Origin of the sequence: Methanoculleus frigidifontis, from assembly GCF_030464345.1 — an archaeon.
GTDB lineage: Archaea > Halobacteriota > Methanomicrobia > Methanomicrobiales > Methanoculleaceae > Methanoculleus_A > Methanoculleus_A frigidifontis.
The window spans coordinates 16,911-38,831 of record NZ_VCYH01000006.1; the positions used below are offsets into that span (position 1 = coordinate 16,911).

At 63.7% G+C, this 21,921-nt stretch carries 25 protein-coding genes; 16 read left to right on the forward strand and 9 right to left on the reverse strand.

Translation table 11 applies throughout. The features are described from left to right. Positions 1 to 13: 13 nt before the first annotated feature. The 3 genes from FGU65_RS09760 to FGU65_RS09770 are packed head-to-tail and all read left to right on the forward strand — an operon-like array spanning position 14 to position 2,233. On the forward strand, positions 14 to 631 hold the full coding sequence (locus FGU65_RS09760; RefSeq protein WP_301664273.1) for a hypothetical protein: 618 nt from the start codon (positions 14 to 16) through the stop codon (positions 629 to 631). A 46-nt stretch (positions 632 to 677) separates the two neighbouring features. Next, positions 678 to 1,139: an NfeD family protein gene (locus tag FGU65_RS09765; protein WP_301664274.1), complete on the forward strand. Its 462-nt coding sequence runs from the start codon at positions 678 to 680 to the stop codon at positions 1,137 to 1,139. After that, entirely contained in the window at positions 1,136 to 2,233 is a 1,098-nt protein-coding gene (locus FGU65_RS09770; protein ID WP_301664275.1) for an SPFH domain-containing protein, read from the forward strand. The genes FGU65_RS09765 and FGU65_RS09770 overlap by 4 nt, the downstream gene beginning before the upstream one ends. 205 nt (positions 2,234 to 2,438) lie before the next feature. Here the strand turns inward: FGU65_RS09770 and FGU65_RS09775 are convergent, their stop codons facing one another. From FGU65_RS09775 to rnhB, 3 genes are all read right to left on the reverse strand, one after another. Then, the gene (locus FGU65_RS09775; protein WP_301664276.1) at positions 2,439 to 3,191 is read right to left on the reverse strand and encodes a class I SAM-dependent methyltransferase; all 753 of its coding nucleotides are present in this window, start codon (positions 3,189 to 3,191) and stop codon (positions 2,439 to 2,441) included. Between the two features lie 336 nt (positions 3,192 to 3,527). After that, positions 3,528 to 4,895: a site-2 protease family protein gene (locus FGU65_RS09780; protein WP_301664277.1), complete on the reverse strand. Its 1,368-nt coding sequence runs from the start codon at positions 4,893 to 4,895 to the stop codon at positions 3,528 to 3,530. A gap of 55 nt (positions 4,896 to 4,950) precedes the next feature. Then, a complete protein-coding gene (rnhB, locus tag FGU65_RS09785) occupies positions 4,951 to 5,577 on the reverse strand; it encodes a ribonuclease HII (protein WP_301664278.1) in 627 nt (208 codons plus the stop codon). A gap of 59 nt (positions 5,578 to 5,636) precedes the next feature. Here rnhB and FGU65_RS09790 point away from each other — a divergent pair, with 59 nt between their 5' ends. Next, positions 5,637 to 6,305 (forward strand): potassium channel family protein, encoded by a 669-nt coding sequence (locus FGU65_RS09790; RefSeq protein ID WP_301664279.1) that lies wholly within the window; start codon positions 5,637 to 5,639, stop codon positions 6,303 to 6,305. On the opposite strand, the gene FGU65_RS09795 is transcribed toward FGU65_RS09790, so the two are convergent. Both FGU65_RS09795 and FGU65_RS09800 read right to left on the reverse strand, forming a co-directional pair. Next, positions 6,294 to 7,490: an NAD(P)/FAD-dependent oxidoreductase gene (locus FGU65_RS09795; protein ID WP_301664280.1), complete on the reverse strand. Its 1,197-nt coding sequence runs from the start codon at positions 7,488 to 7,490 to the stop codon at positions 6,294 to 6,296. The two genes, FGU65_RS09790 and FGU65_RS09795, sit on opposite strands and share 12 nt — an antisense overlap. Continuing rightward, positions 7,480 to 7,656, reverse strand: a complete 177-nt coding sequence (locus FGU65_RS09800; protein WP_301664281.1) for a 4Fe-4S binding protein — start codon at positions 7,654 to 7,656, stop codon at positions 7,480 to 7,482. The genes FGU65_RS09795 and FGU65_RS09800 overlap by 11 nt, the downstream gene beginning before the upstream one ends. Positions 7,657 to 7,844: 188 nt before the next feature. On the opposite strand from FGU65_RS09800, the gene FGU65_RS09805 reads away from it, so the two are divergent. From FGU65_RS09805 to FGU65_RS09840, 8 genes are read left to right on the forward strand one after another with little or no spacing between them, the layout of a single operon-like run. After that, positions 7,845 to 8,378: a bifunctional cobalt-precorrin-7 (C(5))-methyltransferase/cobalt-precorrin-6B (C(15))-methyltransferase gene (locus FGU65_RS09805; protein ID WP_367652377.1), complete on the forward strand. Its 534-nt coding sequence runs from the start codon at positions 7,845 to 7,847 to the stop codon at positions 8,376 to 8,378. Beyond that, positions 8,369 to 8,986 (forward strand): cobalt-factor II C(20)-methyltransferase, encoded by a 618-nt coding sequence (locus tag FGU65_RS09810; RefSeq protein WP_301664282.1) that lies wholly within the window; start codon positions 8,369 to 8,371, stop codon positions 8,984 to 8,986. Before FGU65_RS09805 ends, FGU65_RS09810 begins: the two co-directional genes overlap by 10 nt. Further along, the gene (gene cobM / locus FGU65_RS09815; RefSeq protein ID WP_301664283.1) at positions 8,979 to 9,695 is read left to right on the forward strand and encodes a precorrin-4 C(11)-methyltransferase; all 717 of its coding nucleotides are present in this window, start codon (positions 8,979 to 8,981) and stop codon (positions 9,693 to 9,695) included. The genes FGU65_RS09810 and cobM overlap by 8 nt, the downstream gene beginning before the upstream one ends. Next, entirely contained in the window at positions 9,692 to 10,564 is an 873-nt protein-coding gene (cbiG, locus tag FGU65_RS09820; protein WP_301664284.1) for a cobalt-precorrin 5A hydrolase, read from the forward strand. The genes cobM and cbiG overlap by 4 nt, the downstream gene beginning before the upstream one ends. Continuing rightward, positions 10,533 to 11,330 carry a precorrin-3B C(17)-methyltransferase gene (gene cobJ / locus FGU65_RS09825; RefSeq protein ID WP_301664285.1) on the forward strand — a complete coding sequence of 266 codons (798 nt, stop codon included), beginning with the start codon at positions 10,533 to 10,535 and terminating at the stop codon, positions 11,328 to 11,330. Before cbiG ends, cobJ begins: the two co-directional genes overlap by 32 nt. Next, the gene (locus tag FGU65_RS09830; RefSeq protein WP_301664286.1) at positions 11,278 to 11,958 is read left to right on the forward strand and encodes a precorrin-8X methylmutase; all 681 of its coding nucleotides are present in this window, start codon (positions 11,278 to 11,280) and stop codon (positions 11,956 to 11,958) included. Before cobJ ends, FGU65_RS09830 begins: the two co-directional genes overlap by 53 nt. Further along, complete coding sequence (locus tag FGU65_RS09835; protein ID WP_301664287.1) at positions 11,939 to 12,946, forward strand: cobalt-precorrin-5B (C(1))-methyltransferase; 1,008 nt, start codon at positions 11,939 to 11,941, stop codon at positions 12,944 to 12,946. Before FGU65_RS09830 ends, FGU65_RS09835 begins: the two co-directional genes overlap by 20 nt. Beyond that, positions 12,943 to 13,515, forward strand: a complete 573-nt coding sequence (locus tag FGU65_RS09840; RefSeq protein ID WP_301664288.1) for a cobalt-precorrin-7 (C(5))-methyltransferase — start codon at positions 12,943 to 12,945, stop codon at positions 13,513 to 13,515. Before FGU65_RS09835 ends, FGU65_RS09840 begins: the two co-directional genes overlap by 4 nt. On the opposite strand, the gene FGU65_RS09845 is transcribed toward FGU65_RS09840, so the two are convergent. The 3 genes from FGU65_RS09845 to FGU65_RS09855 all read right to left on the reverse strand — a co-directional run bounded on the left by FGU65_RS09845 (position 13,512) and on the right by FGU65_RS09855 (position 16,466). After that, positions 13,512 to 14,009, reverse strand: coding sequence for a hypothetical protein (locus FGU65_RS09845; RefSeq protein WP_301664289.1), 498 nt, complete (start codon positions 14,007 to 14,009; stop codon positions 13,512 to 13,514). The genes FGU65_RS09840 and FGU65_RS09845 overlap by 4 nt on opposite strands. 43 nt (positions 14,010 to 14,052) lie before the next feature. Further along, positions 14,053 to 15,546, reverse strand: coding sequence for a CHASE4 domain-containing protein (locus tag FGU65_RS09850; RefSeq protein ID WP_301664290.1), 1,494 nt, complete (start codon positions 15,544 to 15,546; stop codon positions 14,053 to 14,055). Between the two features lie 221 nt (positions 15,547 to 15,767). Further along, complete coding sequence (locus tag FGU65_RS09855) at positions 15,768 to 16,466, reverse strand: small multi-drug export protein (protein WP_301664291.1); 699 nt, start codon at positions 16,464 to 16,466, stop codon at positions 15,768 to 15,770. A gap of 231 nt (positions 16,467 to 16,697) precedes the next feature. Between FGU65_RS09855 and FGU65_RS09860 the strand changes: the two genes are divergently transcribed. Further along, positions 16,698 to 16,967, forward strand: coding sequence for a hypothetical protein (locus FGU65_RS09860; RefSeq protein ID WP_301664292.1), 270 nt, complete (start codon positions 16,698 to 16,700; stop codon positions 16,965 to 16,967). Positions 16,968 to 17,071: 104 nt separating this feature from the next. Then, a complete protein-coding gene (locus tag FGU65_RS09865; protein WP_301664293.1) occupies positions 17,072 to 18,583 on the forward strand; it encodes a transporter substrate-binding domain-containing protein in 1,512 nt (503 codons plus the stop codon). A gap of 78 nt (positions 18,584 to 18,661) precedes the next feature. On the opposite strand, the gene FGU65_RS09870 is transcribed toward FGU65_RS09865, so the two are convergent. After that, positions 18,662 to 20,344 carry a cache domain-containing protein gene (locus FGU65_RS09870; protein WP_301664294.1) on the reverse strand — a complete coding sequence of 561 codons (1,683 nt, stop codon included), beginning with the start codon at positions 20,342 to 20,344 and terminating at the stop codon, positions 18,662 to 18,664. Between the two features lie 118 nt (positions 20,345 to 20,462). On the opposite strand from FGU65_RS09870, the gene FGU65_RS09875 reads away from it, so the two are divergent. Together FGU65_RS09875 and FGU65_RS09880 are read left to right on the forward strand one after the other, a co-directional pair. Continuing rightward, on the forward strand, positions 20,463 to 21,011 hold the full coding sequence (locus tag FGU65_RS09875) for a diacylglycerol/polyprenol kinase family protein (protein ID WP_301664295.1): 549 nt from the start codon (positions 20,463 to 20,465) through the stop codon (positions 21,009 to 21,011). A gap of 96 nt (positions 21,012 to 21,107) precedes the next feature. Next, positions 21,108 to 21,884, forward strand: a complete 777-nt coding sequence (locus FGU65_RS09880) for a hypothetical protein (RefSeq protein WP_301664296.1) — start codon at positions 21,108 to 21,110, stop codon at positions 21,882 to 21,884. The last annotated feature ends 37 nt before the right edge of the window (positions 21,885 to 21,921 follow it).

Here is a 21,921-nt window from a genome sequence, read left to right on the forward strand (position 1 = left end):
GAAGATAGGTAGGATGAAGACCGGTATGGATGAGAGCGGCGTGACCGTCCTCGAAGCGATCCTGACCGTTATCGTTGCGGGTATCGTCGTGGCGCTTGCGATGCAGCATCTGGCTGCGCCGCCGGCCGTTCCCGGCGGGGTGGTCGTCGCCGGCCTCGAAGAGACGGGCGGCATGCTCTGCCTCGAAGGCAGCGTCTACGGATACGCCTGCGTGAACGGGAACGTCGGCGACGCCTCTCTCTGGTGCGACCAGCCCGACCCGGGGCGGATGGGCTCGGTCTCCTTCACGATAGGGCTCTTTATCGGGGACATGGGGGCGGTCGATATGAGCAGGGCAACGGTGACGTTCGCGACCAGAGCCGGCCGGGAAGTCCTGCCGCTCACAAGCGCCGTCCCGGTCCGCCCGCAGAACTGGACGGTCCTCCGCAGGTTCCACCGGATACCGGGACAGCAGGCGGACGACGACGATATCCTTGAACCCGGCGAGCAGTTCGAGGTACTGGTCTACCCGGGCACTGCGCTCCCACCCTACGAGCAGTTCACCGTCACCATCGCGCCGCCCGGGAGCGAGCCGTTGCCGGTGTCGCGCACCGTGCCGCCGGGGGTTACGCAGGTGATGGATCTCGGCTAGTCCGGTTCCGGGATAGTATTTATAGAGAGGAACCGTATCCTCCTTCATGCTCATAGAGGGTGTCGCTCTCGGCTGGATTCTGATCATACTGGGAGCTGTCCTGCTGCTGATCGAAGTGTATCAACCGGGCTTTTTTATCGCCGTCCCCGCCACGGTGCTGATCATCCTCGGCATTCTTCTGCTGCTCGGTGTCGATATCCTCAGTTCCGTCTGGGGGCTGATCGTCGGCGTGATCGCCGCCATCGGCACCGCCCTGATCACAGTCTGGGCGTACGGGCGGCTGACCCCGGATAGAATGCCGACGACGATCAGCCGCGACTCCCTGGCGGGCCGGGAGGGCATGGTCGTCCGGACGGTGGACGAAGAGACCCTCGCCGGCAAGGTGACGATCGGGAGCAGCGAGTGGAGCGCCCGGTCGGAGAGCGGCACCATCCCGGTGGGGAAAAGGGTTATCGTGCTCCGATCGGAAGGGGTGCATATCGTTGTTGAGGAGAAGGAGAGCCTATGATTCCTACGGGAGAGTTTCCGATAACCGGGATAATCACCATCTTTCTGATTATCGTCATCATCGTCATCTTCGCCCAGGGCGTGGTGATCGTGCAGCCGTACCAGCAGGGTCTGGAGATCCGCCTCGGGCAGTACATCGGCAGGATGAACCCTGGGTTCCGGTGGGTCGTTCCGCTGATCACCGTGGTCGAGAAGCTCGACCTCCGGACCCAGGTGATGGACGTGCCCTCGCAGGAGGTGATCACCAAGGACAACTCGCCGACGAATGTCGACGCGATCGTCTACGTCCGGGTGATAGACCCGGAGAAGGCGTTCTTTGAGGTGATGAACTACCGGGCGGCGACGGTGGCGCTCGCCCAGACGAGCCTGCGCGGCATCATCGGGGATATGGAGCTTGACGAGGTGCTCTACAACCGCGACGTCATCAACGCCCGCCTGCGGGACATCCTCGACCGGGAGACCGATGCCTGGGGTGTCAAGGTCGAGCGGGTGGAGATAAAAGAGGTTGACCCCGTCGGCGCCGTCAAGCAGGCTATGACCGAGCAGACCGCCGCCGAGCGCGAGCGGAGGGCGGCGATCCTCCGTGCCGACGGCGAGAAGCGCGCCGCCATTCTGCGGGCGGAAGGAAGCCGGCAGAGCATCATCCTCGAGGCCGAGGGTGAGCGGCAGAGCAAGATCCTGCGTGCCGAGGGCGAACGGCAGAGCCAGATCCTCCGGGCGCAGGGAGAGGCGCAGGGGCTGCGGATCATCTCGGTCGGCGCCCAGCCCCTCGACCGGCGGGCGATCACCGTCCTCTCGCTCGATGCCCTCAAACAGATGGCCGACGGCCAGGCGACGAAGATCATCTTCCCGTTCGAGCTCTCGAGCCTGGTGAAGCAGGTCGCGTCGTACCTCGGGGCGACCGAGGAGATGGGGGAGGTGCCCGAAGGGAAGGCCGTGACCGACGAAAGCATCCTCGGGGAGATCCCAAAAGAAGAGGAGATCGCGGTTGTCAAAGAGGCTGCACGGGGCATCGAGACGGACATCTCCGGCGAGCTCGGCCCGGCCATGAGCCCGGCGATGCGCAAGACGAAAGAGGGAGAAGAGCAGCCCTGATGCGGACGGAGAGGGCGATCCCCCTCTCGCGGCTTTTTGAGAGTGATTTTGGATCGGATCCTTCTTCATCCCAATCCTCCTGATACGAAGAGAGATCACAGCGATTTTGAATCGTATCGTGATTGCCGGGTCTGGAAGAATTGAGAATGGTGACGCCTTGTATGTCTATGAAACGTGAAAAGATGAGAAGTGCCTTAATCTGATTTCACAACGGTTTTCTCATCACATAGTACGTATTCCCAAACTCATCCGGGTATTTCTCAAAGATTCTGGTCTGCCTTTTCAACCCCTCAATGACCATCAGAGCGCCCTCGTCATCTGCATATTCCTCTTCGAGCTCTCCAAACTTCTCCCTCAGGTTACCGTAGAAACTCTCTTCCCAGACCCGTGAAGGGAGCCTGAAGGATCCGACCATCTCAAGTCCGGCATTCCGGATGATCTCAGATCCTTTCTCTTCGATCATCATTGCGGGATGGAACTCGGCGAAGAATTCCCGCGCCTCATCGGAGGGGGTCTCTGTAAACCAGAATATATCCGAGATCACCATGTATCCGCCCTGTTTCAGGAGTTTTTTCCAGTACCTGACGGCATTCTCGATGCCTATGATGGATGCGCATCCTTCAGCCCATAGAATGTCGAACGACTCCTCGTCAAAGGGAAGATCGTCCATAGATGCACGGACCGTTTTGATTCTCCCGGAGAAACCTCCGGCTGCAATTTTTTCATCCACCGCATCGAGATAACGCTGGTGAATATCTGTCGCTACTATCCTGCAGGACGGGCACAGGCGGGCAAGGGCCATCGTCTGTACGCCCTTCCCGCAACCAACATCCAGGATCTCACCACCTCCTGTTGGCGGTTCTGTGATCATGGAAAATGCCTTTTGTGTGTGGTCATCATCCCCCGCCCCCTGCCTGGGAAACGATTCAAAAATCTTAGAAACCGGATTGTCTTCCATATATCATTTCAATTGCAGGATTGCATGTAGTTTGCGGTCGTCCCGGCACAGATACGCTTGTTCTCCTTATACCGGTCTGTTTTGCGGTATGCTGATCGTCGTGAGGACGATCTGAAAATGAGAGAATTACCGGGCCTGAAAGGTCTCTCCTGGGACTCTCCCCCGGCCGGTATCCGTCTTTCGAAAACCTCCTTTCTTCTCTCCGGTGCGATTGCCGTCATGGTTCCCGGGGTCGGAGGTCGCCTGTGGCACAAAACCCTGTCAGGTCTTCGCACGAGTACTGCTTCGCAGGTCCCGGGCCTGGCCAAAAAGAATCGGGTTAGAAGGGGGTCGCGTTCAGAACAGCGCTGGCAGGAGCGTCCCGGTGATGAACGGCACCACGATGCCCTTGATGGTGGGCAGCGTCATGAAGAGGACGATGATGAGGATCATGAACATGCTGATCGACGCCACGACCCGCGGTGCGTACTGCGACCATCCGCGCCGCTCGAAGATGCGCTCGATCCCCTCTTTCATGATATAGCCGCCGTCCAGGGGGACGAACGGCAGCGCGTTAAAGGTGCCGACCGCCAAGTTGAACCACGCCGTCCAGAAGAGTATCTGGATGATCGCCCAGAACCCTGGGAAGGGAACGTCCCATCCAATCGTCTTCGGCGTATCCACGAGGAGGACGCTCAGACCGAGCGTATCGACCGCCCCGGTCTCCGCGTTCGGGATGAAGGCGTCGAACGGCGCCATCAGCATGACCAGGGGTGCGAGCGGCCCCATCCCCGCGATGGCGTCCAGGCGTGCCTGGACGGCCGCGCCGTTGTAGTAGTAGACGCCCAGAAAGCCGGAGTCCCGATCGCTTGCGAGCGCCTCCGGCCACTCGGCGAGCGTCATCGTATAAGTCTCCGGGACGCCGTCCTTTTCGACGGTGAGCGCGACCTCATCACCGGGGCTGGTCCGATCCATGATCGCCGACACCTCTTCCTGGGTTGCGACCGGCACGCCGTTGACCGCCGTCACCACCGAAAGCCCCGGGACGCCGGCATCGGCAGCAGGGTAGTCTACGTAGACCCCGTCGATCAGCGGCGCTCCCGACGGCACCGCAGTCCCGAGAAGCAGGAACATGACGACGAAACAGGCGACGGCGGCCACCAGGTTGTTTGCTATCCCGGCGCCGAACATCCGGATCTTCGGCATGCCCTTCGCCTGCTCCACGTCCTCCTCGTCCGGCTCGACGAACGCACCGAGCGGGATGACCGCGATCAACAGCCCCATGCTCTTCACCCGCATCCCCTCGACGCGGGCGAGGATCGCGTGCCCGAACTCGTGGATGACGATCGTCGCGACCAGCCCGAGCCAGACGGCGACGGTGAAGGGGATAGCATCGTTGACCCCGGGGAGGGCGAGGACGTTCTGAATGCCGTGAATCCCCTCCGCACTCGGGGTGTTGGTCAAAAACCCGGGCAGCGCCAGCAGCAGGAGCAGGGTAAAGAATCCCGCGATGAAGACGACCATCACCGCCCCGAGCGTGCCGTACCCCTGCAGTATCCTCTTGAAGCGGATGAACCAGTCGAAGAAACCGACCTTCTCGGTCTTGATCGCCATGATTGGGCCAAAAAACATGATATGATCCGCAAAGAGCCCCTTTTCCTTGATATAGGAAGCAATAAGGGCGTATGCTGCCAGCAGCAGCAGGAGTATCTGGAGCCAGCTCATCACTTAGAGTAGGCTTCCGGAAATCATAAAACCCTTGCCGGATCTCCCTCGCCGTTCAGAAGTCCAGGATGCTCTTCTGGTAGAGGTTCGCCACCGTCTTCCAGGTCTTCCGGGCGCATCCGGGCGGCTGGCCGTGAACCCGGATGTAGTCTCTCAGAAACGCGATCGTCTTTGCGTCGGAAGGATAGCCGCTCCCGATCTCGCCGTACTGCTCTGCAAGATCCCGGACAGCCCGGTCGCGGGTGACCTTGGCGACGATGCTGGCCGCCCCCACGATCGTGTGGACGGCGTCGGCATGGTGCTCGGCGACGATCCGGCAGGGGAAGGAGAGGTGGCCGCCCACCGTCCTGCCGAAGCGCTCGGCGTTCACGTCGCAGGCGTCGAGGTAGGCGCACTCGGGCTTCAGGCCGGAGAGCGCCGATGCGTGCAGTTCCGCAACGCAGGCGTTCATGGTCATCCTGCTCCGGACGTTGTCGATCTCGTCTGCATCGATGGTGATGACGGCAATGGCGCAGTCTCCGACGATCGCATCGTAGAGGCGCTCGCGCTGCCGCGCCGAGAGCCCCTTCGAGTCCTTGATCGGCAGCGCTGCAAGGTCGTCCGTCGACCGGCACCCCACGGCAGCGACGACCATCGGGCCGAGCACCGAGCCTTTTCCTGCCTCGTCAACCCCGCATATCACAGTACATCAGTCGTTTCTTTCGGAAGGTATTTTAATGCTCATGATGGAATCGAGATGGAATGTACACAATCATCGTTGGACTCGGTGGTATCGGGCGGAATCTTACTGCGATTGCGGTCGGAGCCGGTGACAGCGTCGTCGTTATCGACCAGGATGAAGCACGCGCAAGCGATATCCTCGAACACTACGATGTTCTTGCCATCACCGGGAACGCCACCGACAAGTCGGTCCTTGAGGACGCCGGTATCGAGCGGGCGGACGCGCTCGTTGCGACGACGAGCGACGATGCAGTGAACCTGATGACCTGCTGGCTGGCGAAACGCTTTAACGTCATGAACGTCGTCTCGATCGTCAACCAGAAGGAGCACTCCGAACTCTTCAAGGAGGTCGGGGTGAAGATCAGCGAAAACCCGGACGAACTCGTGGCCACCCGGATGTACTACTGGGCGAAGAACCCCAACATGCAGCAGCTGGCCTCCATCCCGGGCGGGACGATCTTTGAGATTGTTGCGGAAGACGAGGCGCCGATCGTCGACCACGAGATCCGGGAGCTCGACGTGCGCGACTTCGTCTTCATCGCCATCCGGCGGGCGGGCGGCGACCTGATCATCCCGAGCGGAACGGTGCGGATCCGCCCCGGGGATGTCATCACGGTGTTCACGAAAAAAGAGGCCGAGAATGAGACGCTGAAACTGCTCAACCGGCAGCTGAAGCGCTCAGGCGAGTGAATTTTTCAGTGCCCGGAGTTCCATCAGCATCTTCGGGTTGCGCTTGATCAGTTCCATGATGAGCGTCGAGACCTTAAACTCCTTCATATCGATATTGGCGAGTGATGCGGCGAGGGTGTTGAGTTTCGCGTCGTCGAGGGTGACGAAGTAGTCCTTGACCTTATAGTTCCGCTCGATCGTCTTGCCCATGCGGGAGACGCGCCACGCCTCGTCGTACTTCATCAGCGCGCCGGCGCTGCAGTCTCCGGCGGAGATGCACTCCGACGCGACCTGTCCTGCCATCCTGCCGGTGAACATCGCGTTGAAGATGCCGCCGCCGGTGATCGGGTCGACGACGCGTGCGGCATCGCCCGCGATCATCAGGCCGTCCGCGACCGTGCACGGCAGCGGCTTGCAGACCGAGACCCCGCCGACGATGTGCTCGATTACCTTGCCGTCCGGGAAGTTCTCGGCGACGAAGCGGTCGAGGTAATGGCGTGCCCTGCTGCCGTCCCTGCTCTGTCTGCCCGAGATGCCGATACCGACGTTCGCGGTCCGGTCGCCCTTCGGGAAGACCCAGAGGTAGCCCTCGGGTGCGATATCCCTGCCGAGGTAAAAGTCGGTCGATTCCGCGTCGATCGGGATATCGGTCATGAGGTACTGGGCGCAGCTCATCATATCGCCGAGGGGCACGGTCGTGTCGAGGCCGGCCCAGCGCGCGAACTTGGACTCGACGCCGTCAGCGGCGACGACCACGTCCGCCCGGACATCGACGGGCTGGCCGCAGGCGAGGAGGCGGGCACCCTTCACGGCGCCGTTCTCCATGATGGGAGCGACCGCCCGGGTCTTGACGAAGACGTCGGAGCCTGCCTCCGCGGCGCGCCAGACGAGTTCGCGGTCGAAGACCTTCCGGTCGATGACGTAGCCGACCTCGTTGCCGGCCTGGTGCTGCTCCAGTTTGATGGTGTCGCCGCTTGGGGCAATGATCCGGGCGCGCCTGATGTCGGCGGCGATCCAGCGCTCGTCGGGTTCGATGAAGTCTTTTAAGAGCTCCTTGCCGATCCCCTCCGCACACCGGACCGGCGTGCCGATGGCGGGCCGTTTCTCGACGAGGCAGGCCGAGAGTCCGGCCTCTGCGGCGGTTCTTGCCGCGAGCGCTCCGGCAGGCCCTCCGCCGACGACGAGAACGTCGTACCTATTCTTCATGGACGACCTCCAGTGCTCCGAGGGGGCATGCCCGGGCACAGATGCCGCAGGAGATGCAGTCGCCTTCGAGGCTGAGGTAGGCGTCGATCAGCTCGAGCGCGCCCTCCGGGCAGACGGCGACGCAGCACCCGCAGTATCCGCATATATCGCGGTTTATTGTGAGCATCGTTTACATGTTGTCGTTGCAGTTCTAAAACCCTTTACTTTGCGTCTCACAAAGGAGATGCTCCTCTGGAGGAACAGGGGGTGGAAGCGCATTCTCCGCCGGATCAGTAGACATATTAGCTCCCGCGTTCAATAATGCAAAGAATCAATCGTTAACGCAATTTTAATTTATTTTATGCAAGGGATGCTATGGGATTGAAGGGAGGACCTACACAGGATGAAGTCATGGCCGTTTCCCTCCAGAAACTCGGGATCCGGCCGGGAGACGTCGTTGCCGATATCGGGTGCGGTACCGGCAAGGTCTCCGTCGCCGCAGCGGGCCTGGGTGCTTTTGTGTATGCGGTCGACCGGCGGCCCGAGGCTATCGCGTATGCGCGAGCCACGGCTGCGGACGCCGGGGTCGCGGAGATCGAGTTCTTCGAGGGCGACGCAGTCGACTTCCTGGCCGGCGCCGGCACGCTCGACTGCGCCTTCGTCGGGGGTTCGCAGCGCCTCGCCGAGGTGCTCGACCTCCTCGCCGGGAAGGTGCGGCGGACGATCGTGGTGAACGCCGTGCTGGTGGAGACGCTCGCCGAGGCCGTCTCCTGCATGCAGCGCCTTGGGATCTTCCGGGAGGCCGTCCACGTCCAGGTCTCCCGGTCCGCGGAGCTCGGCGGCGGCGTGATGTTCCGGCCGCAGAACCCCGTCTACATCATCGTCGGGGGTGCGGCGGCGTGCTCGTAGGCGTCGGGCTTGGGCCCGGCGACCCCGAGCTCCTCACCCTGCGTGCCGTCCGGCGGCTCCGCGAGGCGGACGCGGTCTTCGTCCCGGGCAGGATGGCCTACGACCTTGTCCGGCCTTACCGCGGCGACGCGGAGATCCTGGACTTTCCGATGACCAGCGACGAGGGCTATATCCGCGAGTGCCTGGAGCGGAACGCCGACCGGATCGCGCCGGCGGCAGAGAAGGGGCTCGCGGTCTTCGGGATCATCGGCGATCCGAACTTCTACTCCACCTTCTCCCGCCTCTGCGAGATCATCGACGACCGTCACCCGGGCATCGCCTTCGCCACCGATCCCGGGATCAGCTCGATCACCGCGTTCGCCGCTGTGGCCGGCGTCCCGGTGGCCGGCGGGTTCGTGGTCTCCGACGGCCCGGATCCGGATTCTCGGATCTTCATGAAGGTCAGAAGGCCGGCAGAGATGGCAGAGGAGCTCCGGAAAGACGGGTATACCGACTTCGTCCTTGTCGAGCGGATGTTCCTGGACGGGCAGCGGGTCTACCGCACCGCCGACCTGCCGGTGACGAGCGACTACTTCAGCATCATGTTCGCGAGGCGGTCCTATGGGTAAGGTCTTCATCGTCGGTGCGGGTCCGGGAGCGCCCGATCTCATCACCGTCCGGGGGATGCGTCTCCTCGAGGAGGCGGACGTCCTCATCTACGCAGGTTCGCTCGTCAACCCGGAGCTCGTGGAGCGGTCGGGCGCGGCCGTCAAACTCGACAGCTGGGGGATGAGCCTTGCCGAGCTCGTCGACGCGATGGCGGAGCACGTGGCCGCCGGGAAAAAAGTCGTCAGGCTCCACTCCGGCGACCCCGCACTCTACGGCGCGATCGTCGAGCAGATGACGGAACTCTCCCGCCGCGGGATCGAGGCCGAGATCGTCCCCGGCGTCTCCTCGCTCTTCGCGGCGGCGGCCGCCTTACAGACGCAGCTGACCCTCCGCGACGTCTCGGAGAACCTCATCATCGCCCGGCCGGCCGGGGCGACGCTCGAGAAGGATCAGATCGCCGAGCTCTCCCGGCACGGGTCGACGATGGTGGTCTTCCTCGGCACCGAGATGCTGGAGGAGGTGCTCGCGAAGGTGGAGTACCCGCCCGAGACGCCGGCGGCGGTCGTCTACCACGCGTCCTGGCCCGACCAGAAGATCGTCCGGGGAACCGTCGCCGACATAGCCGCAAAAGCGCGGGACGCCGGCATCGAGAAGACCGCCCTGATCGTCATCGGCGGCGTTGTCGACCCGGCGACCTCAGGGTTCGGCAGATCGGTACTCTATTCATGACCGATACCGCCGTCATCGCCCTGGAACGGTTCGAACCCGATGCAGGGAGGATCGCCGCCGGCCTCGGCGCCGACGTGGTTCTCTATACTCCGGATGCATTCCGGGCGGCGTTTGCCCGCTACCGGCGGATCGTCGCCCTGATGTCGGCCGGGATCGCGGTGCGGCAGGTCGCCCCCCTGCTCGCCGGCAAGTGGCAGGACCCGGCGGTCGTGGTCGTCGGCCCGGACCTCCGCTACGCCGTCCCGATTCTCGGCGGGCACCACGGCGCAAACGACCTTGCCCGGGAGCTTGAGGTTTTCGGGATCACGCCGGTGATCACCACCGCGACCGAGGCGCTCGGCCGCGAGTCAGTGGAGGGGATTGCCCGCGCCGAGGGCTGCGAGGTCGTCAACCGCGACTCGACCCGGCGCGTCAACGCCGCGCTCCTCGACGCCGATCTCCCCCTCTACACGATCACCGGCCCGGGGCTCGTCATCGCGGGCCCCTGCGTCTCCCTGCTCGTTCGGAAGGGCGAATACGCCGTCGGCGTCGGGTGCCGGAAGGGCGTCGCGGCCGCGGAGGTCGCCGCCGCTATCCGGGAAGGGCTTGCCGCCGCCGGCATTGCGGAGGACGAGGTGCTGGTCTACGCGACGACGGCGAAGAAGCGCTACGAAGCGGGGCTCTGCGAGGCCGTCCGGGAGCTTGGGGGAAACCTGGTCTTCATCGACGATGCGGCGATCAACGCCGAGCAGGAGATCGGGCCTTCGCGGGCGTCCCTGATCGGGCTCGCCGGCGTTGCCGAGCCCTGTGCGCTCGCCGCCTCGAAGCGAAGAGAACTGATACTTGCAAAACAGATATATGGAAGTGTTACCGTTGCAGTCGCGCGATAGAACGGGAGGAAGACTTTACATCGTCAGTACGGGACCGGGAGACCTGCAGCAGATGACGCCCCGGGCTCTTAAAGCGCTCGCCGAGGCGGACTCTGTCATCGGGAACGCCTTCTACCTCGACCTCGTCGAGCCGCTGCTCGCGGGAAAAGAGGTGATCACAAGCTCGATGGGCCGGGAGGTCGAGCGGGCGAAGAAGGCGCTCGAACGTGCAGAGCATGAGACCGTCGCGATGGTGAGCGGCGGGGACGCCGGGGTCTATGGCATGGCGAGCATCGTCCTCGAGGTCGTGGAGCGCTCCGGCTCGTCCGTCCCGGTCGAGGTCGTTCCGGGCGTCACCGCGGCGCTCTCGGCGGCATCGCGGCTGGGCTCGCCGCTCTCCGGGGACTTCGTCACGCTCAGCCTCTCGGATCTGCTCACCCCCTGGGAGGTTATCGAAGAACGGCTCGACCTCGCGTTTCGGATGGGCGTGCCGGTCGCCCTGTACAACCCGCGGAGCAACGGCAGGCCCGAGAACCTTGCGAAAGCCGTCGCCATCGCACGCCGCCATGCTACACCAACAACCCCTGTGGGCGTGGTGAAGAACGCCTTCCGGAAGGGTGAAGAGATTCTGGTGACCACGCTGGAAGCGTTCGAAGACCGGCTTGATTTCGTCGACATGCGGTCGATCGCCATCGTCGGCGGCGAAGAGAGCAGACTATGGAGGAGGGACGCGGATGTCAGAGGAATCATCACGCCACGGGGATACCACCGGAAATACGTATACTGATCTCGGTGCGGTCACCCCCGAGGCATACGCAATATCGAGAAAGAGCCGGCTTCTGGCACGCAGCACGCTCGGGGACAGAACGCCGGAGGATCGGATCCGGCAGCGCTGTTCGGTCGCGGTCGGGGACTTTGCGATGGCCGACCTGATGCGGTTTGCGCAGGACCCCGTCGGTGCGGGCGTGGCTGCGCTCGCGGCGGGAGCGCCGGTCATCACGGATATCCGGATGGTGCAGACCGGCATCCTGAAGAAAGGGCATGCAAGCCCCGTCATCTGCGCCCTCGACTTTGGCGAGGATCTCGCGCACGAGCGGGGGATCACCCGGACGTCCGCCGGGTTTCTGGCACTCAAAGACCGGCTTGCCGGCGCCATCGTCGTCATCGGCAACGCACCCTCGGCGCTGCTCTTGGTCTGCGCCATGATCCGGGAGGGTGTCCGGCCTGCGCTGGTCATCGGCACGCCGGTCGGGTTCGTGAACGCCGCCGAGTCGAAAGAGGAGATCCGGACGCTCGCCATCCCGTCGGTCTCAAACGCGGGGACACGTGGTGGGACGCCGGTGGCGGTCGCGGCGTGCAACGAGATTATCACCATCTATGCCGAGCGTGGCACCGATGCGGGACCCGGTAACTGAGTTCGAGTATCCCGACGCATGGGTGGCGGCCTGTCGGCAGCCCGACCTGCTGCCCCGGGTGGAGCAGGGCCTCTGTGTGCTCACCGCATCGGGCACGGTGCTCCGGCGCGGCTACACCACCGGGACGACGGCGGCTGCGGCGTGCAAGGCGGCCGTCCTCTCCCTGCAGCAGGGCGAGGTCACGGAGGTCGCCGTGACCGTGCCTTGCGGGCTCACCGTGACCCTCGGTGTGGACGCCCACCGGGGTCGGTCGTCCTGCCGGAAGGACTCCGGGGATTATGCGGGTGACGTGACGGCAGGGCTTGAGTTCGCCGCGTACGCCGTTCCTGCATCATCGGGAGCCCACTTTGTCCCCGGCGAGGGGATCGGCACCTTCTCCCGGGAGACAGCGCGGCACGCCGCCGGCGATCCGGCGATCAGCGAACCGGCGATGGCATGCATCGACCGGTCGATCCGCGAGGCAGTTGAGACGACCGGTATTGCAGGCGTGACCGTCGTGCTGAGCATTCCCCGCGGGGCGGAGACGGCGCATCTGACGCTCAATCCCCGGATCGGGGTCGTGAACGGCATCTCCGTCCTCGGCTCGACCGGGCTCGTCGAGCCCTGGGACGACCACCTCACCGAAGCGGTGCTCGACCGGGTCGCCCGCACGGAACGGGCGGTGCTGACGACCGGCAGAATCGGACTGCGCTACTCCCGCCTCTACTTCCCGGAGCATGAGGCGGTGCTGGTCGGCAGCAAAATCAGTGAAGCGCTTGCCCGTGCACACGGTGACGTCGTCCTCTGCGGTCTTCCCGGCCTGATCATGAAGTTTATCAACCCGGACGTCCTGACGGGCACCGGGTATGTGACGGTCGAGGATCTCTCGGCGTCGCCGGCATGGGAGGAGATCATGCAGCGGGAACTTGCGGCATTCGCGGAGCGATGCCCGGACGTCCGGGTCGTGCTCGTCGGCCGCGACGGGCGGATCATCGGAGAGAGCGGATGATAATCGTCGGCACCGGCTGCGGGCCCGGGATGATCACCGAAGCGGCGATCGCGGTTTTGCGGGAAGCGACGCTCGTCTACGGGTCGGAGCGTGCGATCGGTCTTGTGCGTGCCCATATCCCGGACGGCTGCGATCTCCGGACGATCACCGACTACAGAAAACTCCGGGAGCTCCCGGACTACGCCGTCGTCCTCTCGACCGGCGACCCGATGCTTGCGGGGCTCGGGTATCTCCCCGGCAGGGTGGTGCCCGGCATCTCCTCGCTGCAGGTGGCCTTCGCCCGCCTCCGCCTCCCGCTCACCCGGGCGGCCGTCGTCGCCGCTCACGGGAGAGACCATACACACGCGATCGAAGAGGCGGGGCGGGAGGTGAACCGCGGGAAGATCGTCTTTCTCATCGCCGATCCGGCGTTCTCGCTCCAGGAACTCGGGCGGGCGCTGCCGCCCGCGACGAAGGTCGCCGTCTGTGAAGATCTCGGCTACCCGGAGGAGCGGATCGCTCTCGGGACGGCCGGGCACCTCCCCGATGTCCGGGCGGGTCTCTTTGTCGTGGTTGCCGGGGACTTTTAGGCGGTCTCCTCCCTGATCGCCCGCACCGTCAGCCAGTGGTAGAACTGCTGCTGCCAGTAGTTCGTGTCCACGCTTCTTCTCCGCGCCCGCTCCGCCCGGAACGCCGCGAGCCCTTCCGGTGGGAGCCACTCTTCCGCACGCGGTATCATATCGTCCGCGGGCTGGCCGACGGCGTGGAGGAGCTCGTGCCAGATGCGGAGTGCGACGAGTTCGGGGCTTGCACGTTCGCCCTTCATCACCTTGACCGCCGCACGGAGATGGAGCGCCCCGCCGGCGGCACGTGACGCAAGGCCGTCGCCGCAGAAGACGTAGACTACCCCGTCATGGGCAGGAAACGGGAAGTCTGACCAGTTCGGATCGTCCGGCCAGTAGTAGGCAGTCTTCGGCTTCCCCGTCCGGACGGCCAATCGGAAGAACGCCGGGACGATCCCGAGCATGGGAGCGACGGCGCGGAGAAGTGTATTGCTCTCGAAGTAGAGGTCAAGTTCAGGCATCGCGGTTCCATCGCCCGCAGGGGTTGTTGACTTTTCGGTGCGGTCAGTAGTGCCGCTTCAGGAACGCCCGGATCTTCTCGGACTCGATCCATCCCCGGTCGAGCTGTTTGATGATCTCGTCGATGGTCATCGCCTGTTCGATGATGCGCGTCGAGGATGCATTTTCTTCGTCAAGGCTTGCAATCCCGACGATGACCTGCAGGGGGTTCCTGATATGATCGTTGAGCGTCGCGAACTGCTCCATGTTCAGTTCGATCTGCTCGAACGCCTTCGTCCTCTCGGCTTCAAGGGCTTTTCGCTCCTCTATCTCCATGCGGAGCAGTTCGGCTGCGGCATACAGGTCGCGTGTCCGCTCCTCGACTTTCCGCTCCAGGTGCTCCTTGTACTTTTCAAGCTCCTCTTCGGCCAGGCGCCGCTCAGCGATCTCGGCCTTGAGGTGTGCGTTCACCGCCGAGACCTCGGCGGTGCGTTCCCGGACGAGGTCTTCGAGGTGGTGGTGGTAGTGTTCGAGCGTCCCGAGCATCCCGTTGATCGCATCCGTCAGCCCGGTGATCTCGTCGTCTCCCTCGCTCCTGAGCCGGGACGAAAAATCCCCCGAGGAACCGATGGCAGTGACGTTTCTGTCGACGAGGGCTACCCGCGAGAGGATGTTCTTCTGGAGGAGGTAGATGGTTGCCAGACCGAATACGACGGCGGCGATCAGGAGCAGGAGAACCATATACGTGACGGTCGCGATCCCCTGCTGGAAGATGGCTCGCGGCATATCAACCGCAAGGACGGCCGCTGGGGTGCCGTGCAGGTCGGATGCCAGGGTATATCCCGAGACCGCGTTCAGGCCGCCCGGGTGCACGGCGACGGCCCCTGCCTCCTGCAGGCCGGTGACGACGTCTTCAGGGATGCCGGGACTCCCCGGGTCGAGGAGCCGGAGGGAGAGGTGCGTCGTCTCTGCAATATCCGCAACCACATCGTCGTCGAGGAACCTGCCCATGATAAGGGCTCCCCGAACCGGCCCTTCATCGTTGCTGGTGATGATGGGTCGTGAGGAGATCAGCATAAGGCCGCCGGGAAGCTTGATGATGCCCGCGGCGCTGCTCTCCGGGTCCGGGTGATGCGTGAGAAGCGGTTCGGCGGTTAGCTGCCCGGCGATCTCGTCCGGGAGCGGCAGGGCGGTTTCTGCGGCGAGGTCGAAGTAGGCTTTGTGGACGATCTCTCCCGAGGTGTCCGCATACAGCATCAGGTTCAGCCCGAGACCCGTAAACGTCGCATCGACGAGGTTCGACGCGATGTACTCGTCGTTTTCGTCGTCGATGAAGGCGTAGGTGTCGTCCCACGCGGCCCAGTCCTCGTTTATCGTGTCGATTGTGGCGATCTCGTTCTCGAGCGCACTCGCCGCCCGGTGCACCTGGCTCGTAACCTCCTGCTGCTCGAGGGCGGCATAACTCTCGAGCAGCACCGTGTCCGATACGAGAATCAGGGTTCCCATCAGACAGGCCAGTGCCAGGGCGATGATGATGAGGGTGCGTGTAAGAAGATTCATGGGGGCGACCACGAGCGACTGGTTCTCTTGTCCGGCGGCGGCCGACTCTTCCGGAGCCCGGGAACGGCCGCGGTTTTTCGTACCAGATAGTGGGTGTTTGCCCATATTAATGTATCAAAACATTCGGCGGACGGAACGGGGGATTCTTCGAATTTTATGCTAATAGTGTGCGGTATGAGGAAAAAACGTCGGGTGCCGTTTTTGAGGGGCGTTATGCTATCTTACCGCACCCGCTCCCGGAGCCGCCGCTGGTGCCGCCGCCACCCGAGGTATGCAGCGGCGGCGGCGAGGGCGGCGAGGAGCAGCACGGCGATGCCGAGCAGGGGGCTATCCCGGTAGAGGTCGAGGATCACGTCGGTGCCGAGGGCGATGATGAGGCAGGAGGTGACCGACCCGGCCATGACACAGGCGAAGACCCGTTGTGCGTCCATCCCGAGGAGGCGGCCCAGGATCGAGCCGTTCATCGCGCCGGTTCCCTGGAACGGGAAGAATACGAAGAGAAACAGGCCGATGGTGGAGACGTTCCGAAGCCCGGGATGCTCCCTCGTGTAGGTGCTCATCATGGTGAGCCCCCGCTCCAGCAGGCCGCCGATGAGCGGTATCTTCAGTGCGAGATCGAAGTTCCAGACGATGAAGAGAGCGACCGCTGCGTCGAGCGCGACGAGGAGCGTGACGATGAGCCACCAGGGATGGCCGGCCAGAATGGCGATCGGTATGATCGACTCCTTCCCGAAGGGAGGGATGAAGTATCCGGCAGAGAGGCCGGCGAAGAAGAGGAAGTCTCCGTGCGGCAGGGTCAGGTAGAGCAGGCCGAGGATCAGGGGAATGATGGCGAGCGGGAGGACGAACTTCGTGGCCGCATAGGCAACGGGCCCTCTGGCCTGGAGATACGCCGATACCGCCTTTCCTGATAGTTCCATAGTGACCAGACCCTGGGTGTGCCGACAGGTTTGTCGTGAATGATCAGGTGCAGTCTGACAGCATATAAGCGATGCTGAAGAGGTCGGATCTCCTGCGGCAGCCCCGGCCCCATGCCTCGCGGATGGCCGTCCCCGTCTCCGGAGCGCGGGGTGCTCTGCTCCCACAGGGCCGGGAATGAGATACCTTCAAACCCAATGCCGCATCAAGAGTGTACCAGGGATGACTGAACTATGAATGCCGGAGAATCCGATCCCGTTCGGGCTCTCCCTGCCGTGGAGATCGGGACGCGGGAGAGCGCACTCTGCACGATATGCAACGTCGCCGCCGCGCTCGAGCGCCTGCACGAGGTGCGGCGGCACGTACGCGGAGAGCACAAGCGCAGGCTCGACGAGGTTGCCGTCATTCTCCGTGTCATCGCCCTCGAGGCGCAGGCCACCTACGCAATATCCGACAGGGAGGCGACGGCGTTTCTGGAGGAGCAGCGGGTGAAGGGCGGGTAAGTGCCTTCCGACATCGAAATATGTTAATATGGCCTGAGTAAATGGTTTATCTGGGACGGGGCATATGCCGTACCGCCTCGTTGCCGCGCGAGGTGTTTTTTAGGATGAAACATACGCTTTTGCTGCTTGTAGGGCTCTGCATCCTCGGTTGCCTCTTCTGCCCGGGCTGCACTACGTCTTCGTCGACGTCTACCGGTGCGGAGCCGGAGAGTATCGGAGATGTAAGCCTCAATCTCTATGCTCAGGACTTTCCGCCCTACAGTTTCGTGGATGAGGATGGGGCGGTCACCGGACAGTCCACCGAGATCGCCCGGGAGATCGCACGGCGTCTGAACGAGAACGTAACGATCGAAGTGGCGCCGTGGGCAGAGGGATACCGGGCGGCACTGAGCGAGCCCGATACGGGGCTGTACCCCATCGTCCGAACCGCCGAACGCGAACCGCTTTTCCTCTGGGCAGGGCCTATCGGCACCTACGAGTACGTCTTCTACGCAAAGAACGGCAGCGCGATATCTGCCGTGAGCCTTGATGCCGTGCGGAAGGCCGGGGCGGTCGGCGTGGTGCAGGACGACGTCCGCCACCAGTATCTGGTCGAGAACGGCGTCACCAACCTCGCCCTCTACGCGGACGACACCGCGGCCGTTCGGGCCCTGATGAACGGCACGGTCGATCTCTGGCTCGGGAGCAGCAACACTGCCTCCGAGACCGCGCTCGCCGCAGGCATCGACCCTGCGTCGCTGATGCCGGTCTACCCGGTGAAAGAGGACGAGCTCTACATCGCCTTCAACAACCGGACGCCCGCCGCCGTGGTTGAGGCCTGGCAGGCGACGCTGAGCGCGATGAAGCGGGACGGCAGTTACGACGCCATCCTCGCGGAGTACCAGGGCGAAAAGACCGGGACCGGGAACCTGCCTGCGTACTCCGGGACGCTTGAAGTGCCCGGCGAGGTTGTGCTCGCATCGATGATCGCGTATACCGACCAGCGGCTCTCCTGCATCGCCCGGGTGTTCGAGGCTCTGGCGACGACCGACGAGGTGCGGTCGGCCGACTGGGAGCGGATAGCCCCGCTTCTCTCCGAAGCGGAGAAGGTAGACTCCTCCGCGCGTCTCTGGTACTCCCTGCCGAACGGGACCTACTATACGACGGTCGACGGGCTGGCGGCCTCGAACCTGATGAGCCGGCCGTACTTCCCGGACGTGCTCGCGGGCAACGTCTCGATCGGCACGGTGGTGGTCAGCCACTCGACCGGCAGGAGCACCGCCATCGTCGCGGTTCCGGTGGTGGAGGAGGGTGCGGTGACGGGGGTGCTCGGCGCCTCGGTGTACCTGGATGAGTTCTCCGTCGAGATGCGCGAGGCGCTGGACATCCATGAGCCGTTCTTCTTCTTCGCGCTCGACCTGCAGGGGGCGTATGCGCTCCACGCGGAGGAAGCCCGTATCTCCCAGAGTTCTGCTCAGGAAGACAGCGCGTCTGCCGCAGAAGCGATGGCGACGATCCGTGCGGAGAACGAGGGCACCGTGACGTATACGTCCGAAGGGGAGCAGCGGCAGGTGATCTTTGCGACCTCCCCCCTGACCGGGTGGCGGTTTGGTCTTGGGGAGATCGCCGGAGCGTAACTGCTCCCCGACCCTTTTCTGCATGCCGGACCAATCTCTCCGGTGAACCTGAAAAAAAGCGATTTTTCGTGCGGCGGGTCAGGATGCCGCTTCCTCGGTGACCACGATCCGCCATTCCGTCCCGTGGAGAGAGACCGTTCCCCAGATGATCTCCTTGCGCACCGGCTCTGTGCTTCCGGTCGCCAGGAACTCGTATCCCCCGGCTCCTGCAGGTTCGGCGGCGACCCGCCGTGCAACCGTCTGCAGGTCCGGGTAGTCCGCGTAGATCGGGTCGTCAAAGGTCATCTTCCCGATCTCGCCCGGATCGGGGTCGTAGAGCACCCGCCCGTCCGTCTGGATGACCGTCACCACCGCACCGGTACCGTTCGTTGCCGGGGCAATGACGGCGTCGAGGAGCAGGGCTGGCCTGAACGCGAGCGAGACGGCGCCGAGAACCTCATCTGACGGTGCGGTGACCGGCCAGGCGATTGTGGCCGCGTCAAACCCTTCCACCATGGTGAAGACCCCGCTCATTGCCGGTTCGCCGTCTTCCAGGACGCGGACGATATGCGCCTGTTCGCTGATATAGGCGCCGATGCTCCCCTGGTACTCCTCGGGCATGGCCGCCAGGATCCTGCCGTCCGGTCCGATGGTAACGGCGTCCACCGCTGCAGGCGTCGAGGCGGCGAGGTACGTGAGCACGCCGTCCGTTCCCTCTCCTTCCATGCCGGCAGCGGTGAAATGCCGGGCAGCGTCCGAGACGTTGGCGTCCAGTGCCGTAAGTGCCTCTTTTGTCCCCGTCTCGATCCCGGCGAGGAGCGCCTGCATCTCATTCCGGAGAGCAAGCCCGTTCCCGGTCAGGTCCGAGAGATAGATCCCGGCCCCTATCCAGTAGGTGTCGTCGACTTTCCGGACGTAGCTCATCTTGGGCTCGACGGTGAGGTTGTTGGCTGGATTCGGGTAGTGGTAGAAGATGAACCCGCCGCCCTGTTCTGCAAGGTCGATCTCCACCCGGGTGACGTTGACGCCGTAGGTGTCCTGCAGGTCGAGCATGCTGGTCCCGACGAGGTCCGGCTGGTAGGGGAGGGCGAGGCAGGTGCCGTTGAAGTCGAGGGCGTAGATGTAGACCTCACGCATGACGAAAGGGCCGTTTCTATCCATGAACCCTGCAAGGGCTTCTTCCCTGCCGTTTTCGCGTGCATACGCCGCAGCGTCCTCGACGAACCGGACGATCTCCTGCTTTGCATGCATCTCCGCCTCGACCTGCGGGGAGGAGGATTTTGCCTCCTCACCGTAGATGCCGGAGCCCAGCCACCAGGTGTCGTCGACGCGCATGACGTAGCTCAGCTTCGGTTCGATGGCGAAGTCCGCCGCCGGGTTCGGATAGTGGTAGCGGACAAACCCGCTTGCGTTCTTCGTCGCGGCGATCATCTCCCGGATGAACGGGACACCGTTTGCGTCCCGGAGATCGAGGCGGTCGGTTCCGACGATCTCGGGTTGGTGGGGGAGCGCCAGCGTGGTGCCTGCGTAGTCGTAGGCGAAGATGTAGAGGTCGCCGCGGACGAACTTGCCGTCCGGGTCGTTGAATTCCCGGATCGCTGCTTCTTTTCCATGTACCCCGGCGAACTCGTAGGCCTGCTCGACGAAGGCGACGAGCTCCTCCGTCGATGCAGTCCCGTTTTCGTTCACCGCCGCCGCCTCCTCTGTGGTGCCCGTGCAGCCTGCCGCAACGAGGCAGAGGATCATCGCGAGAACGGCCGTGGCTCCGGCTGATAGTTTCATACGGAGAGATGACCGCAGGCGGATAAAAACGCGCCGGAATCCTCTGGACCCGGCGGCACTCCGGGCGGCGGCGGAGATGCCGCAGGGTTTAATCCCCACGAAAGCGCACATATCTTAAATGAACGAGTCCTCCCGGCAGCTTGTCCACCTGGTCTTCGGCCTCGGCATTGCAGGGTTTGTATTCCTCTTCGACAGTACGATCACCATCTCGGTTCTCATGATTGCGCTCTTCGCCGGTTTCATCCTCTCCGACGCGGTCCAGCGGGGCTACACCATCCCCGGCATCTCGCAGATCCTCGAGCGGCTGGAGCGGCGCGACGCCGTCCCGGGCAAGGGCGCGCTCTTCTTCGCTCTCGGGGCACTCTTCTGCCTGATCTTCTTCCCGACCGACGTGGTCTTTCCCGCCCTCGTCGTGCTTGCGCTGCTCGACAGCGTGACGACGATCGTCGGCGTGCGCTACGGGAGACACCGGATCTACAACAAAAAGTCGCTGGAAGGCTCCGCTGCCGGGATCCTGGTGACGTTTGTGGTGCTCCTCCTCCTCGTGCCGCCGGGAGCGGCGCTGGCGGCCGCCGTCGTCGCCGGCCTCGTCGAGTTTGCAACCCCGGTCGACGACAACCTCGTCGTGCCGGTCGCCGCCTGTCTTGTCCTGACCCTCTTTGTGTGAGGGTGTTTCTCCCGATATTTCGTGGATTGAACCCGCAGGTTCAATAATTGTTTAAATGACCGTGCCTGAGGCTTATGGAGAGCAGGTGAATGCAAAATGAAGAAAATGATTGCAGTATGCATGGTCTGCCTTCTCCTCCTCGCCGTGCCTGCATCTGCCCAGAAAGGGGGCAGTGATGCGGGAGGCGGGCCCGGCAATGCGGACGGGCAGGGTAACGCCGTCGGGAAGGCATACGGAAAGGAGAACGGCCCCGGACAGGCCGGTTCTGCGGTGCAGCACATGCTGATGGCCGAAGTGATCAACGGGACTCCGGAGGGGAACACGACACCGGCGACGAACGAGACGTTCGACGATCCGCTGGCTCCGTTCCTGAACGGATCGCAGAACCGGAAGACGGACGAGCATCATCTCCGGATCGCAGAGCGGCAGCAGGAGCACCAGCAGGAGCAGGCGAACCGGTCGCTCACGAAGAGCCACGTCAATCCGGTGCGGTATGCCGTCCACAGTCTCCTTGCCATGGAGAACCGGACCGGCGGTATCGGGCCGCAGGTCTCGGCAATAGCACGCAGCCTGAACGATTCGGTCAATGCGACCGAGCAGGCGGAGGAGCGGATCCGGTCGAGAAACAGCATCATGCGGATGCTCTTCGGCGGTGACGATGAGGCGGCGGGCCTGATCCGGCAGCATATCGAGCGGAACCGGGAGATGATCCGGGTTCTCTCCAGTATCAGCGAAAACGGCACCTGCGACGATGCAACGCGGGTGATGCTGCAGGAGCAGATCCAGAGCCTCGAGCAGGAGCAGCAGCGGCTTGCCGGCCTCGCCGGCCAGGAGTTCTCCGCCCGCGGCCTCTTCGGGTGGCTCTGGAAGTAGACGAACCGGCGTGTCTGACTCCCGGTATCCTCTTTTT